This window comes from Bradyrhizobium symbiodeficiens, from assembly GCF_002266465.3.
GTDB lineage: Bacteria > Pseudomonadota > Alphaproteobacteria > Rhizobiales > Xanthobacteraceae > Bradyrhizobium > Bradyrhizobium symbiodeficiens.
The window spans coordinates 5,425,872-5,439,949 of sequence record NZ_CP029427.2 but is presented as its reverse complement, the minus strand read 5'-3'; the positions used below and the strand labels follow the sequence as shown (position 1 = coordinate 5,439,949).

Below are 14,078 nucleotides of genomic sequence, written 5' to 3'. Positions count from 1 at the left end.
CTTGGCCGGGAAGTGCGGTCCCTAAGCGATTGCAACCCCGATCATGGTCAGACATGTCAAGAACCCCAGGATCGGCACCCAGATCGGGACCCGAACGTGCCGTTCGACCGAATGGACATGGCGCGCGCGAATGCAGAGCAGCGACAGGTTGACCATCGCAAACGTCGCCAGCGTGGCGACCGAGGTGCCGGTGGCCAGTCGTTCGATCGGAAATGCGAGCGCGAGGGCGATCACGGAAAGCATGACCAGGCCGGTCGCTATCACGGGTGTGCCGGTGCTCGCGTGGACACGAGATAGCAGGCGCGGCAGGTCGCCTTGCCGCGACATTCCGTAAATGACGCGCGCGGCCATGGTCATTTGGGCGAGGACGGTGTTCAGCGTTGCGACGACGGCGATCACGTTGAGCGGCACGGGCTCCATGCCCGTTACGGTGCGGAATACCAGGCTGAGCGGAGCAGGCGAGGCGGTCAGGCGATCGGTCGGCACGGCTGTAATCGATATCGCAGCGATGAGAATGTAGAGGACTGATGTTATCAGGAGGGTGAGAACCATGGCGCGCGGAATGTCCCTGTGCGGAACCCTGGCCTCTTCAACCACGTTCGCCAAGTCCTCGAATCCGACAAAGGCAAAGAACGCGAGCAGGGACGCATAGGCAATTCCCGAGAGCGCTGCTGCGTTCATCGGAGGAAAGGCAACGAGCGCCGAGGGGAACGACGGCATATGCCAAATGGCTGCGAGGATGATCCATGCGAGCCCTCCGGCTTCGATGACCGTGAACACACCGGCCAACACGACGGATTCAAGAATCCCCCAGGCCGCGATCGCTCCCAGCGACATGACGACCGCGACGACGATGACTGGCGGGGGTAGATCGACGAATTGCCTGATATAGCCGACACTCCCCAGAGTGACTGCGCCGGCTGCGACCACACCGGTACACAATGTCAGGAGCCCGACGATCGTCGAGAGCAGCCGGGAATTGAACGCAGCTCGCACATAGGCTGCTTCACCGGCGCTCACCGGATACCGCGTCGCCATCTCCGCGTAGGATGCCACCGTGAGCCCCATGACCAAGGCTGCCAGCAGGAACGACCATACGGAATATGGGCCGGCGTGCCCGGCCACGGCGCCGATCAGAACATAGATGCCCGCGCCGATCGTAATGCCGGTCCCGTAGAGGACCAGCAAGGGAAGGCCGAGCCGGCGGCGCAGATTGCCTGACATGTCGACGGATGAATCGGTCATCTGACGAGAAGCGATTCCTTGCTTGACTGGACGTCAGTAACTGACCGTCCGCAGGACCGCTTGATTTGCGTCAACGGGATAGCCGGGAAACGCGAGATAAAGGGATGATCCGAGCAAAGGAGCAACGCTATGTCTCTTGCCAGCGTCATGGTCTACGTCGATTCCCAGCAGCAGGACGAAGGGCAGATTGCCGTCGCCGAAGGCGTCGCGAACAGCTTTGGGGCAGCCCTGCTCGGCGTCTCGGCCATCGCAACAGGGCCTCCGTTCGTCGCCGAAGGCGTGATCATCGAGCAGACGACCGCCGACGATCTCGAGCGCATGCGCGCAACTCTTTCGGCCAAGGAGGCTTGGTTCAGGCGCATCGTTCGCCTGCCGAGCGAAAAGGTGGAATGGCGTTGGGCGATTGGCTTTCCGACGGAATTCCTGGTCGAGCAGTCCAGGGCGGCGGACCTTGTCGTGGTGCGGCGCAGCCAGCTGAAGGCCAAATCCACTCACTACCTCGATGCGGCCGGAGCCATGTTGCGGCTGGGCCGTCCGATCCTTGCGGTGCCGGACGGCGTCACCACATTGTCGGGTGATCGGATCGTGGTCGGATGGAAAGATGCCCGGGAGGCGCGACTGGCCGTTCGCGATGCACTGCCGTTTCTGACGCGGGCTTCGCAAGTCACGATCGCCGAAATCTGCACGTCGAGCGAACAGGATTCCGCGCGTGATCGGGTGCGAGACGTTGCTAGGTATCTTCAGCGGCACGGCGTCAATTGCCAGCACGAGGTGCGCGTGCATACGGCGGAACCCGACGCAGGCTATCTCGTTCGGCTGGCCGCCGACGTCGGTGCCGACCTCGTCGTGACCGGCGGGTATGGACATAGCCGACTGGGAGAATGGATTTTCGGCGGCATGACGCAGAGCCTGTTGCAGCAGGCTCCGACCTGCCTGCTGATGTCGCATTGACGCCGACACAATCGGAGGGCGTGCGATGGCCGGGCAAAACGCACCGGCCTCCGCGGACGCCTATCCGGACCGCCATGCGCCGCCACGGTCGGCGGTGTTGAGCTGAATCAAGCGGAGACCCGCTGTTCCTCATTACCATTCAAGCTGCAGCTGATGGCGATGGGAGAAGCAGGTTGGAGTCCGATCAAGGTTCACGGAAGCCGGGCCTCGCGATGGCTGCCATTTTGGCGGGTGGCTTGCTGCTCGTCATGCTGCAGTTCGGCCTTGCTATGTATAGTTCGACCGAAACCATTCCCTACAGCCAGTTCGAGCAGTTGCTCGCCCAGGACAAGATCACGGAGGTGTCCGTCGGCTCGGATACGATCCAGGGGAAATTGAAAGAGCCGCTTCCGGGCGGCAAATCCGCCTTCGTCACCGCCCGGGTCGATATGGCCTTGGCCGAAAAGCTCGCGGCGAAGGGCGTGAGCGTTACCGGCGTTCCCGGTGGTGGAGCGTTGCAGACATTGTTGTCCTGGATCTTCCCGGTCATCGCCTTCTTCCTGATCTGGTTCTGGATGGGCCGCGGGATCGGTGGCGCCCAGGGCCTGGGCGGGCTGATGTCGATCGGCAAGTCCCGCGCAAAGGTCTACGTCGAGAAGGACATCAAGGTCACCTTCGCCGATGTCGCCGGGGTGGACGAGGCGAAGTTCGAGCTGCAGGAGGTGGTGTCGTTCCTCAGGGATCCCAAGAGCTATGGTCGCCTGGGAGCGCATGTTCCCAAGGGCATCCTGCTCGTTGGACCGCCGGGGACGGGAAAGACCTTGCTGGCCCGCGCGGTCGCGGGAGAAGCCGGCGTCCCGTTCTTCTCGATCTCGGGCTCGGAATTCGTGGAGATGTTCGTCGGCGTCGGCGCCGCCCGGGTTCGGGATCTGTTCGAGCAGGCCCGCAAGGCGGCCCCATGCATCATCTTCGTCGATGAGCTCGATGCGCTGGGACGCAGCCGCGGGCCGCAGTCGTTCGGCGGCTACGACGAGAAGGAGCAGACCCTCAATCAGCTCCTGTCCGAGCTCGACGGCTTCGACCCGAGCGCCGGCGTCATTCTGCTGGCGGCCACCAACCGGCCCGAGGTCCTGGATCCGGCGCTGCTGCGCGCAGGCCGGTTCGACCGGCAGGTGCTGGTTGACCGGCCGGACAAGATCGGGCGCGTTGCGATCCTGAAGGTGCACGCCCCCAAGATTCACACCAGCAAAGACGTCGATCTCGACAAGGTGGCTGGTCTCACGACCGGCTTCACCGGGGCCGACCTCGCAAACCTCATCAACGAAGCCGCGATCGCGGCGACCAGACGGAGCGCCGAGGAGGTCACGTTCGACGATTTCGTCACGGCGATCGAGCGGATCGTCGCCGGCATCGAGAAGAAGAGCAGGGTACTCAGCAAGGGCGAACGGCGCAGGGTTGCGTATCACGAGATGGGTCATGCCCTCGTTGCGGCCAGCCTGCCCGGCGTCGATCCCGTGCAGAAGGTGTCCATCGTCCCGCGCGGAATCGGCGCGCTCGGATACACCATTCAGCGTCCGACCGAAGACAGGTTCCTGCTGACGGTCGAGGAACTGAAGAACCGCATCGCGGTGCTGATGGGAGGGCGCGCGTCGGAGCATCTGATCTTCGACGGGGCGATCTCGACCGGTGCAGCCGATGACCTTCAACGTGCGACCGAAGTCGCGATCGAAATGGTGACCAAGTACGGTATGGACGAGACGGTGGGGCAACGCACCTATGCGTCGAAGCCGCAGGCCTTTCTCGTGGCGGCGCAGGACAAGATCGTTGCGGCCGCGGAGGCAACCGGCCGCGAGATAGATCTCGCCGTACGTAACCTGATCGAGGAGGGAGGCCGCCGCGCCCGGGAGATCCTCCAGCACCGGCGGGCAGATCTCGATGCCGGCGCCGAACTGTTGATCGCAAATGAGACCCTGACATCCGAGCAGTTTGCGCCGTTGCGAGGTAAACGCTCCGAAGGAAGCAAGCCGGTCGCCGCATGACGGCGCTGGCAGCTTGATGTGCCGCGCACTCGGTCCTCGTCCTGAGGCCCGCTAGCGGCGGGCGTCTCGAAGCATGGCGAAATCGCTGAAATATGCGATTGCCCTACGCAAAGAATGGGGTCCTTTGAGACCTGCCTGATTGTCCCGGATTTGATCCGGGTCAAGATTTCGACCCGGCTGTCCCATTATGATTTGATTTTCCGGTCGCCGCGGGCCACCCCACCCTCGGCAGCTCCTTTTTCCCGGGATGATGGCGTCAAACGAGCCGCGTGAAGACGCGGGAAGGAGTTCATGCCCACATATTATTTCGACATGAAGGACGGTGTACCCGCCCGGGACAGGTCCGGACTGGAACTGGTGAGCGATGGTGCCGCCATCGTGCACAGCAAGAATCTCGCCGATAAGGTGCGCAGAGAGAAGCCGAAAGGCCATCCCGACCTGCAGGTCATCGTCATCGATGAGAGCGGCCGGGAAGTCCACCGCGAGCGAATTTATCCAGACGCCACCTGATCATTGGCCCGCCGCCACGAGAGCCGGGGCCGCGATCATTCGGCCCGGCCGCATCATTTCTTCCTGCCGCTTCCGGATGGCGAAAAGATCTGATTGGCGGGCGGTTGCCCGCCGGTCGGAACGGAGATCGCAATGAAGCCGCGTCCCATTGAAGTGTGACAGGCGTTGCAGCCGTCGGTCAGCCCGCGCATGGAAACGGCGAACTTGCGATTGTCTCCCGCCGCGATCGCGTCCGCGATCGAGAGCAGCGGCTCCTTCATCGTGGTCACGTTGCTAATCGGAATTGCCGGGTAGAAAATGGCGGCTTCGGCCAAGCTGTTGGTCAATTGGCGCAATTCATACGCGGCGAGGTCCCAGTTTCCCGCCTTGCCTGCATGCCACAATTTGAGATGCTGAAGTTGGGCCATGCTCATGACCTCGACGAGGCGAGGCGCTTCTTGCTTGCTGTTCGCGGAGGGCGGGAAGTCGGATTGGGCGATCGCGGATGAGACCGCGCCCGCCGAAATCACCAGAACCGCGCACCAATTCTTCAGCGTCATCCGACCATTCCTTGCTGATTGGAAGCCTGAATATCAGGACCACGCTCCGTGCTCTTGCGGTGAATCAATCCTGCTGCGCTCGCCGCATTCCTGTGGGCGGAGCCGGGGCACGTCTATCGCCAAGCCCGACCAGGGGATGCGCAAGCCTCAGCAGAAATCGGGCCTCCCTAGACGGCGCGGCGTTGCCAGGTGCTCAAAAATTCGTGGCCATTGCGGCCAGACGTCGATGGGCCCTGTCCCGCGCGGCCTCGATCGGCTGCTGCGGTCCCGTGGTTGGCCCGATCGGCACGAAACGGACATTGTCGATGCCGATGAAGCGCAGGATGTCGCGCAGGTAAGGCGTCGCCATGTCGATGCGGCCGCGGTTCATGCCGGTGGCAAAGTCGCTGCCGCTGGCGAGAATCACCAGCGTCGGCCGGTCCTTGAGCAGCGGCAGATAGCCTTGAGACGGGTCGAACCGGAACGTCAGCCCGGGCTGCACGATGATGTCGAACCACTGCTTGAGCTTGTAGGGAATGCCGAAGTTCCACATCGGCGTCGAGATCAGCACGCGATCGGCCAACGAGAACCGCAGCGCCATGCGCTCGGCCTCGGCAAAGCTGTCGCGCTGCGCGTCGTTGAACGCTTGCCCGTTCAGCCGGGCATATTTGGCCTCGACGATGGGGCCCGAGAATTCCGGCATCCGCTCCCGCCAGAGGTCCATGACGTCGAGGTCCCAGTCCGGCCGGGCCTGGCGAAAGCCGTCAAGAAAGACGCGCGCGCCGGCGGTCGACTCGGAGTCGGCGCGCGGTGAGCAGGAGAGGTGCAGGAGCTTTGCCACCGCTCATCTCAGCGCGTTGATGACGGCGTCTGCCCTCGTGACGATCGCGACGTTCTGCATGGCGAAGTTGATCGAGGCATTGTGCCAGTCCGCGTTCATGGTCGAGCAGCAATCTTCGGGCACGATCATGAAGTAACCCTTGTCGGCCCCGGTGCGGGCGGTGTGCTCGACCGACATGTTGGTCCAGGCACCGGTGTTGATGATCATGTCGCGCCCGGTCGCCTTGAGGATTGTCTCGAGCCGCGTGCCTTCCCACGCGCTCATCCGCATCTTCTCGACGACGAAATCGCCTGGCCGCGGTTCGAGGCCGGAAACGGGCGCCGCGCCCCAGCTGCCGCGCACCATCGCTTTGCTGTCGACGAGACCCTCAAAAAGCGGCGCGTTCAGCGTCACGCCGGGCGCGCCCGGCTCGACCACGAACCAGACGTGGATGATGGCGACGCCGCGGGCCCGCGCGGTCTCCGCGAGGCGGCGGACATTCTCGACGACATGCTGCTGCTTCGCATGTCCCGGCGCGCCGGACTCGGCGAAGGCGCCGCCATCCATGATGACGTCGTTCTGGAGGTCCTGGATGATCATGGCACAGCGCTGCGGATCGAGCCGCATGTCGCCATCGGCGAGGATCGGCGCCGCCGGCGAGGCGCTTGCCGCCTGGCCGCCGCCGCTTCTCCGGCCGCTCATATAAGGCTCATGCCGCGGGCCGACCTTGGTCGGAATAGCGTAGACCGAATGCGTCGAGGTCAGATACAGCGTGCGGAAATCCGGTCCGCCCCAGGCGAGGTTGGCGACCATCTCGGGCACGCGGACCTTGCCGAGCAGTTCGCCGTGTCGCGAATAGACCCAGACTCCGCCAGGCGCGGTGACCCAGACATTGCCATGCTGGTCGCATTTCATGCCGTCGGGCAGGCCGGCCTCCAACTCGGAGCGGATGCCGCTTGCGAACACCCGCGCATTCGACAGCGAACCGTCGGCATTGACGTCGAAGACGCGGATCAGCGCTTGCACCGTGTCGTTGACATATAGCAGCGTCTCGTCCGGCGAGAAGCACAGCCCGTTCGGCTGGTCGAACAAATTGCGCTCGACCACGAGCTTCGGCTCGCCCCCGGGCACGACGCGATAGACGCCCTGGAAGCCGAGCTGGCGCGGCCGCTCGACGCCATAGACCGGCATGCGGCCGTACCAGGGGTCCGAGAAATAGATCGCGCCGGAGGAGTGCACGCAGACGTCGTTCGGGCTGTTCAGCTCCTGGCCCTGGAAATGCGAAGCCAGTACCTCGCGCCGCCCATCCGGCCGTTCGCGGATCAGCGATGAGCTCGCGTGCTCGCAGACGATCAGATTGAGCTCGGCATCATAGGTCATGCCGTTGCATTTGTTCGAGGGACGCTTAACCTCGGCCACACCGCGCCGCGCGTCCCAGCGACGGCGTACGTCGCCCGGCATGTCCGAGAACAGCAGATAGTGATCGACCGGATGCCAGATCGGCCCCTCCGTGAAGTCGAAGCCGGTGCCGACCTGCGCGACCGGCGCGTAGGGGTCGACCAGGGTTTCGAATTCGCTTCGCAAGGTGACGTGGGTCATCGGTCGATTCCTCAGATCATCTCAGGCCGGGAACCAGTTGCGCGCGGGCAAAGACTGCACGATCGGTCCGGGGACCTGATCGTGCAGGCGCCCGACGACGTTGCCGCCTTCGATCTTGGCGGGACGGTCGTGCACCGGCAGCAGATAGCGCGAATTGCTCAGCAGCTTCTTGATCGAGGCCTTCTCGGCGCGCTTGCTGGTGCCATGATTGCCTGTCGTGCGCGGCTCCCAATCGTTGATCTCGTTGAAGGGCGTCACGATCTGGTCGTTGAAATCGTAGATCACGTCGCCGCAGATCGTCGCGATGCCGTCGGCGGTCTCGACGATGACGTTCATCGAGCCCTCGGTGTGCGCGTTGGCGGCGTCGCAATAGACGCCGGGCATCAGCTCGATCGGGCCGGTGATCTCCAGGTCGAGGAAGCGTAGCGCGCTCTTGGTGTGCAGGCGGTCGATCAGGTGCTTGATGTCGGGCGCCGGATATTGCGGATGCATCAGGCCGGAGACGGAATATTCGAGCTCCTTGCGGTTGAGCACGACGGTCGTGTTCATCGGGAACAGATCGTCCTTGCCGGCATGGTCGATGTGCAGATGGGTGTGGCAGACGAAGCGGACGTCGCCCATGCGCACGCCGTGGCGCGCGAGCTGGTTCTCGATCATGTTCTCGTGGTATTGCAGCCCGCGCATGCCCAGCGTCTCCATGATCTGGTTGGAGCGGTAGCCGGTGTCGACCACGACCGGATATTTCCCCCCGAGGATCAGGAAGCCGAGGGTGAGGACGCGGCGGGTGCGGCCGCAGTCGCGGCCGAGCACCAGAAAGCTCGATTCCAATTCGATATCGCCATAGTCCAGGATCTTGATCTCCAGCGCCATTCGTTGCCCTCCCTCATCTGTTTCTTGTTTGTCAAAGCCGGTAGACGCGCGTCGCGGTCGTCCTGAAGATGGCGTCCTGCTGCTCCGCGCTGAACGGCGCGGCTGCCGCGCGAAAGGCGCCGACGAGCTCGCGATAGCTGGTCCACAATTTCTCGATCGGGAAATTGGAGCCGAACAGGCAGCGCTCGGCGCCGAAGATCGCGACGGTATCGGTAAGCACGGCAGCGATGTGCGCGGGATCGTTGCGATGGATGAAGGTGCCGAGCCCGGACAGCTTTGAGACGACGTTCGGGCAGGCGGCGAGCCGGGCCATCCCGCTGCGCCAGGCGGCGCGGCCGGAAGGCGAGAGATCCTCCAGCATGCCGGCATGCTGGAGGATGAAGGTCACGTCGGGGCAGGCCTCGGCCAGCGCAGCGGCGTCCGGCATCTGCGGAGTGAAGACCTGCAGGTCAAAGCTCCAGCCGTAGTCGGCGAGACGCGCGACGTTGCGGCGGATCATCGGATCGGCGCAGAGGTCCGCCCGGGCCGCAAAGCGGTAGAGCGGGTTCTCGTGCCAGTGCAGCTGCATGCGCACGCCGCGCACGAGTGGATAGCGCTTCAGGCGATCGAGCTGCGGGCGCACGTCGTCCACGGCAAAATCGGCATAGGCGACGATCGCGTGCGGCCAGCCGTGCTCGTCCGCTGTCTGTTGCACCCAGGCCGCCTCGTCCTCGAAGCGGTCGTTGGCCCAGTTGGTCTGCACATAGACCGATCGCGTGACGCCGGCGCCCTCGAGGTCATCGAGATATTCCTGAATCGGATAGTCGCGACGGATCGGTTCATACGGGCCGAAGATGCGGGGCTGCATGGGGCCGGTCAGCCAGGGCAGATCGGCTTGCCGCCAGATATGATGATGGCCGTCGACAATGCCGGTCACGCTGCTCTCCTTCGTCCCAACGCCAGAATATGGGCGACGATTGACGCGCTCGAACCGCCGTCCACGATGTCATCGACGAAGCGCTCGATCGCGACGAGCGCTTCGGTCTGCGGGCGGAAACCAGGGCTCGTCGCCAGCGGCGTCAACCAGCTCAGGCGCCAGGCCCGCCGCGACAATTTCGCGACGGCGTCGCGAAGTGCGTCGGTCTCGCCGCGCTCGAGTCCGTCGGAGACGATCACGACGGCGGCTCCGCGCGCATAGCCGCCGAAGCGGGGCACGGCGAGGAAAGCTTGAAGTGCGTCGCCGATGCGGGTACCGCCGTCCCAGTCGCTGACCAGATGCGCGGCGGCGTTCATGGCCTGCTCGCGGCGCTTCAGCCGCAGTGGGCGGGTGATGCGGGTCAGCCGCGTGCCGAAGGTGAAGACCTCGACACTGGGTGCCGCCTGCACCAGCGCATGCGCGAGCTTCAAGTTCTCTTCGGTGCGGCTCTTCATCGAGCCCGAAACGTCGATCAGCAGCAGCATCTTGCGCGGGCGCTGGCGCCGCTTCATGTGGCCGAGCCGCAGGATCTCGCCGTCGCTGCGGACAGAGTCGCGCAAGGTGCGGCGGAGATCGGCAAACGGCCCGCGTCGGGCGCGCATGCGGCGATGGCCGCGCCGCCGAGGCAACCGCCGCGGCGCCTCCCGTGCCAGGCGGCGCAATGCATCCGTGCTCGATGTCGCCCCAAAACGGCGCTCGACCAGCGCCTCGCTTCGGGTCGCGGTGAGACCGGACTCGTTGGCCTCATCGGAGAGAAGCGGTTCCTCATCACCGCGGCCTTCCTCCTGAAGCCGGACGGTCTCGTCGTCTTCGCCGTCCTGGGTACGCTCGATGGCCTCGCTGCCGCGGAAATGCAGGTCGAACAGCCGGTCGAAGGTCGCGCGGCGTTCGGGCGGGGGAGCCAGTGTCGCCAGTGCGGCTTGCCTGATGTGCTCAATGCTGCGCGGGCCGAGCAGCTCGATCGCGGCCAGGAACGTCGTCGTCTGTTCCGGCGCGACGGCAAAGCCGTTCGCGCGTAGCAGCGGGACGAAGGCGACGAAGATGCGCGCGGCGCGCGGGAGCTGCGGCTCGGTGTTCATGCGGTCACCTCCGCGAGCATGGCATCGAGCCGCGGCGAGATGAAATGCAGATCCTCCTCGTCCTTCAGCGCCACCCCGATCGAGCGCTTGAACGCATCCGGCCAGCGCGCGCCGCCGTTATGCAGCAGCGTCGCAGCCTCCGCCCAGTCGACGGCCTCTGCAATGCCGGGCGCCTTGCTCAGGGGCTCGCGCCGCAGTTTCTCGACGGCCGCGACGACGGCGCGGGCGGTGGCGTCGGCGACGCTGGAGGCGCGCATCATGATGATCCGCGCCTCGCGCTCCGCGGTCGGATAGTCGATCCAGTGATAGACGCAGCGGCGGCGCAAGGCCTCGTGCAGATCGCGCGTCCGGTTCGATGTCAGCACGACCACGGGGCGTTCGGCGGCGCGCACCGTGCCGCGCTCGGGAATCGAGATCTGGAAGTCGGAGAGGAATTCCAGCAGGAAGGCCTCGAACTCCTGATCGGCGCGGTCGATTTCGTCGATCAGCAGCACGGTGGAGTCGGGCGCGCGGAGCGTGGCCAGCATGGGACGCTCGATCAGGAAGGTCTCGCCATAGATGTCGATGCTCTCGTCGCCGGCCTGGCGGATCGCCAGCATCTGGCGCGGGTAGTTCCACTCATAGAGTGCGGCAGAGGCGTCGATGCCCTCGTAGCATTGCAGGCGGATCAGGCGCCGGCCGAGCACGGCGGCGATCGCTTTCGCCGCCTCCGTCTTGCCGACGCCCGGCGCGCCTTCGAGCAGCAGGGGCTTGCCGAGCGCGAGGCCGAGATAGGCTGATGTCGCAAGGCCCTCGTCGGCGAGGTAATAAGCCGCGCGCAGCGCCTTCTCCAAGGCCTCCGGGCTGTCGATGCCGACGATGTTGCTGCGAACTGCCACGGTCAATCCTCTAGCGCCGCGCCTGCGGCCGGGCGCCGCCCTGGGCCTTGATCGCGCGCAGCACCTTTTCGGGCGTGATCGGCAGGTCGTCGATGCGCACGCCGACGGCGTTGAAGATCGCATTGGCGACGGCCGGCAGCACCGGGTTGGCGCACATCTCGCCGGGACCTTTGGCGCCGAACGGACCATCGGGAGCGGGGCGTTCCAGCACCGCGATATCGTGCGGGCAGATGTCGCCGGGGCCGGGCATCAGATATTCGACGAAGTCGCGCGGGCCGTGAACGGGATCGGGATAATAGGGCTCCGGGGTCTCGTAGAGCGCGTGGCTGACGCCCATCCAGGCGCCGCCGACCAGCTGCTGCTCGACCAGACGCGGGTTGAGCGCGCGACCGAGTTCATAGGCGGAGTCCATGCGGACCATCGCGACCTCGCCGGTCTCGTCGTCGACATCGACCTCGGCGACCAGGCAGGCATGGGCGTAACAGGTCGCCGGCGACATCTCGCCGGTCTCCGGATCGACGTTGGAGAGGGGAACGAGGAAGATGCCGCGGCCGGAGATGGTCTTTCCCTGCTTGAACTGCGCGGCAATCGCGACGTCCTTGGTCGAGATCGAGCGATGCGGTGCGCCCTTGACATGGATGTTGCCGCGGCCGTCGGTTTCGAGATCGGCAGCGTTGACCTCGAGCTCCTCGGCTGCGGCCTCCATCATCACGCCACGGGCCTCGCGGGCCGCCGCCATCACGGCATTGCCGACGCGGTGGGTGCCGCGCGAGGCGAACGAGCCCATGCAATGCGGGCCGGTGTCGGAATCCGCCGTGTCGACATAAACGTCCTCGACCGGCACGCCCAGCGTCTCGGCACAGATCTGCCGCGTCACTGATTTCATGCCCTGGCCGAGGTCGATCGACGACAGCGCCACCGTGAACTTGCCGCTCGGATTGGAGTGAACCAGGGCCTGGCTCGGATCGCCGCCAAGGTTCATACCGATGGGATAGTTGATCGACGCCATGCCGCGTCCGCGATGCCGGGTCATGTCAGCGTCTCCTGGTGCCGAACACCGACGAGAACCGGGTCGCACCGTGGGATGGTGCGGCCGGACGCGGCGGGGGAGGCGGCGGCGTTGGTGGGGGCGGATCACGCGGCGGTTCCCGCGTTGCGGTCACCGGTGCGCGGTCATAGCTCGTGCGCTGCTGTGCAGGCGCAGCCGGACGATTACGCGAATCCGTCGGTGTCGGCGGGATGGCCGCGCGGCTGCCGCCGCCGTCCTTGCGCGAGGAGGCGCGCTTGAACTCGTCGCGGATCGGCCATTTGGCCTTTTCGGCGGCGACCTGAACGCATTCGATCAGCGCGGTGTTCTTGGCCTCGCGCCGGTGCGCCTTCATGTCGCCGTCGCGATAGGCGTTGAGAATGCGAAACTCCATCGGGTCCATGCCGACGAGGTTCGCGAGCTTGTCCATCTGGCATTCGATCGCGAAGTCCATCGCGGTGACGCCGAAGCCGCGCATCGCGGTCGCAGGCGTGCGATTGGTGAAGACGCAGTAGACGTCGCCATAGACGTTCGGGATGGTGTAGGGGCCCGGCAGATGTGCCGCGCACTTCACGGCGGCGTAGCTCGACAACCGCGTATAGGCGCCGCTGTCGAAATAGGCGTGGATCTTGCGGGCGACGATGCGGCCGTCGCGCATTACGCCGTCCTTGATGTAGATGCGTTCGGCGCCGCGCGGCGGCCCATATTGCATCTCCTCCTCGCGCCCGAACACGTAGCGCACGGGGCGTCCCGTCAGCATCGCGCCGAGGATGGCGAGCGGCTCGGTCAAGGTATCCACCTTGCCGCCGAAGCCGCCACCGACGGTGCCGCCGATGAAATGGAAGGTGTTGGAGGGCACGTCCAGGATCTTGGCGCAAGTGTCGACGGAGAAGAACAGCGCCTGGGTCGAGGTGTAGACGACATAACGGCCATTGGTGTCGGGCGCCGCAATGGCGCCGTTGGTCTCGGTCGGCGCGTGCTCGATCGGCGACATCTGGTAGCGTTGCTCCAGCACGTGGTCGGCGGTCGCGAGCGCCGCGTCGGCATCGCCGAAGCGCAGGCGCTGATGGTCGTAGGCATCGTGATAGATGAAGGCGTTCTTCGGATAGGTCTCGTTGACCACGGGCGCGCCGGGCTTCAGCGCATCCTCGACGTCGAACACGGTCGGCAGGGGTTCGTAATCGATCTTGACCTTCGCGATGGCCTCGAACGCTTCGCGCTCGCTGTCGGCAACGATGGCGAGGATCGGCTCGCCCTTGTAGCGGACCTTGTCGACCGCCAGCGACGGCTCGTCGTCCTTGCCGAAGTTGATCAGGCTGAGCAAGGTGTTGAGATTGACCGGCACGTCGGTGCCGCGGATGATGCGTCGCACGCCGGACGAACGTTCGGCCTCGGCCGTATCGATGCGGCGGATCCTTGCATGCGCCTGTGTCGAGCGCACGACCTTCAGGTGCAGCATGCCCTGCAGCTTGTGGTCGTTGAAATAGCTCGACGTCCCCGTGACATGGCCGAGCATGTCCTGGCGCTGGGTGCCCTTGCCGATTTCATTGAGATTATCGTCGCGCTCGTCGGCGAAGATGTCCTTGCGAAGTTCCAGCATGGTTGACC

General features: G+C 65.1%; 13 protein-coding genes. 3 read left to right on the top strand and 10 right to left on the bottom strand.

Annotation, left to right across the window (positions count from 1 at the left end):
* Positions 1 to 21 precede the first annotated feature (21 nt).
* Positions 22 to 1,245, bottom strand: coding sequence for an APC family permease (locus CIT39_RS25590; protein WP_094974118.1), 1,224 nt, complete (start codon positions 1,243 to 1,245; stop codon positions 22 to 24).
* Positions 1,246 to 1,374: 129 nt separating this feature from the next.
* On the opposite strand from CIT39_RS25590, the gene CIT39_RS25585 reads away from it, so the two are divergent.
* The 3 genes from CIT39_RS25585 (at position 1,375) to CIT39_RS25575 (ending at position 4,724) form a co-directional block, all read left to right on the top strand.
* Positions 1,375 to 2,196 carry a universal stress protein gene (locus CIT39_RS25585; protein ID WP_094974119.1) on the top strand — a complete coding sequence of 274 codons (822 nt, stop codon included), beginning with the start codon at positions 1,375 to 1,377 and terminating at the stop codon, positions 2,194 to 2,196.
* A gap of 212 nt (positions 2,197 to 2,408) precedes the next feature.
* Positions 2,409 to 4,214 carry an ATP-dependent zinc metalloprotease FtsH gene (ftsH, locus tag CIT39_RS25580; protein WP_244607451.1) on the top strand — a complete coding sequence of 602 codons (1,806 nt, stop codon included), beginning with the start codon at positions 2,409 to 2,411 and terminating at the stop codon, positions 4,212 to 4,214.
* 291 nt (positions 4,215 to 4,505) lie between these two features.
* The gene (locus tag CIT39_RS25575; protein ID WP_094974121.1) at positions 4,506 to 4,724 is read left to right on the top strand and encodes a DUF6894 family protein; all 219 of its coding nucleotides are present in this window, start codon (positions 4,506 to 4,508) and stop codon (positions 4,722 to 4,724) included.
* Positions 4,725 to 4,777: 53 nt separating this feature from the next.
* Here the strand turns inward: CIT39_RS25575 and CIT39_RS25570 are convergent, their stop codons facing one another.
* The 9 genes from CIT39_RS25570 to CIT39_RS25530 form a co-directional block, all read right to left on the bottom strand.
* Positions 4,778 to 5,263: a hypothetical protein gene (locus CIT39_RS25570; RefSeq protein WP_094974122.1), complete on the bottom strand. Its 486-nt coding sequence runs from the start codon at positions 5,261 to 5,263 to the stop codon at positions 4,778 to 4,780.
* 193 nt (positions 5,264 to 5,456) lie between these two features.
* The gene (locus tag CIT39_RS25565; RefSeq protein ID WP_094974123.1) at positions 5,457 to 6,083 is read right to left on the bottom strand and encodes an FMN-dependent NADH-azoreductase; all 627 of its coding nucleotides are present in this window, start codon (positions 6,081 to 6,083) and stop codon (positions 5,457 to 5,459) included.
* A 3-nt stretch (positions 6,084 to 6,086) separates the two neighbouring features.
* Entirely contained in the window at positions 6,087 to 7,661 is a 1,575-nt protein-coding gene (locus tag CIT39_RS25560) for an isochorismatase family protein (protein WP_094974124.1), read from the bottom strand.
* Between the two features lie 21 nt (positions 7,662 to 7,682).
* Positions 7,683 to 8,531, bottom strand: a complete 849-nt coding sequence (locus CIT39_RS25555; RefSeq protein ID WP_094891173.1) for an N-acyl homoserine lactonase family protein — start codon at positions 8,529 to 8,531, stop codon at positions 7,683 to 7,685.
* Between the two features lie 31 nt (positions 8,532 to 8,562).
* Positions 8,563 to 9,447, bottom strand: a complete 885-nt coding sequence (locus CIT39_RS25550) for an amidohydrolase family protein (RefSeq protein WP_094974125.1) — start codon at positions 9,445 to 9,447, stop codon at positions 8,563 to 8,565.
* Positions 9,444 to 10,565, bottom strand: coding sequence for a vWA domain-containing protein (locus CIT39_RS25545; RefSeq protein WP_094974126.1), 1,122 nt, complete (start codon positions 10,563 to 10,565; stop codon positions 9,444 to 9,446). Before CIT39_RS25545 ends, CIT39_RS25550 begins: the two co-directional genes overlap by 4 nt.
* Positions 10,562 to 11,443, bottom strand: coding sequence for an AAA family ATPase (locus CIT39_RS25540; protein ID WP_094974127.1), 882 nt, complete (start codon positions 11,441 to 11,443; stop codon positions 10,562 to 10,564). Before CIT39_RS25540 ends, CIT39_RS25545 begins: the two co-directional genes overlap by 4 nt.
* Before the next feature lie 10 nt (positions 11,444 to 11,453).
* On the bottom strand, positions 11,454 to 12,476 hold the full coding sequence (locus CIT39_RS25535) for a xanthine dehydrogenase family protein molybdopterin-binding subunit (RefSeq protein WP_094974128.1): 1,023 nt from the start codon (positions 12,474 to 12,476) through the stop codon (positions 11,454 to 11,456).
* A 1-nt stretch (position 12,477) separates the two neighbouring features.
* The gene (locus CIT39_RS25530) at positions 12,478 to 14,070 is read right to left on the bottom strand and encodes a xanthine dehydrogenase family protein molybdopterin-binding subunit (protein WP_094974129.1); all 1,593 of its coding nucleotides are present in this window, start codon (positions 14,068 to 14,070) and stop codon (positions 12,478 to 12,480) included.
* Between the last annotated feature and the right edge of the window lie 8 nt (positions 14,071 to 14,078).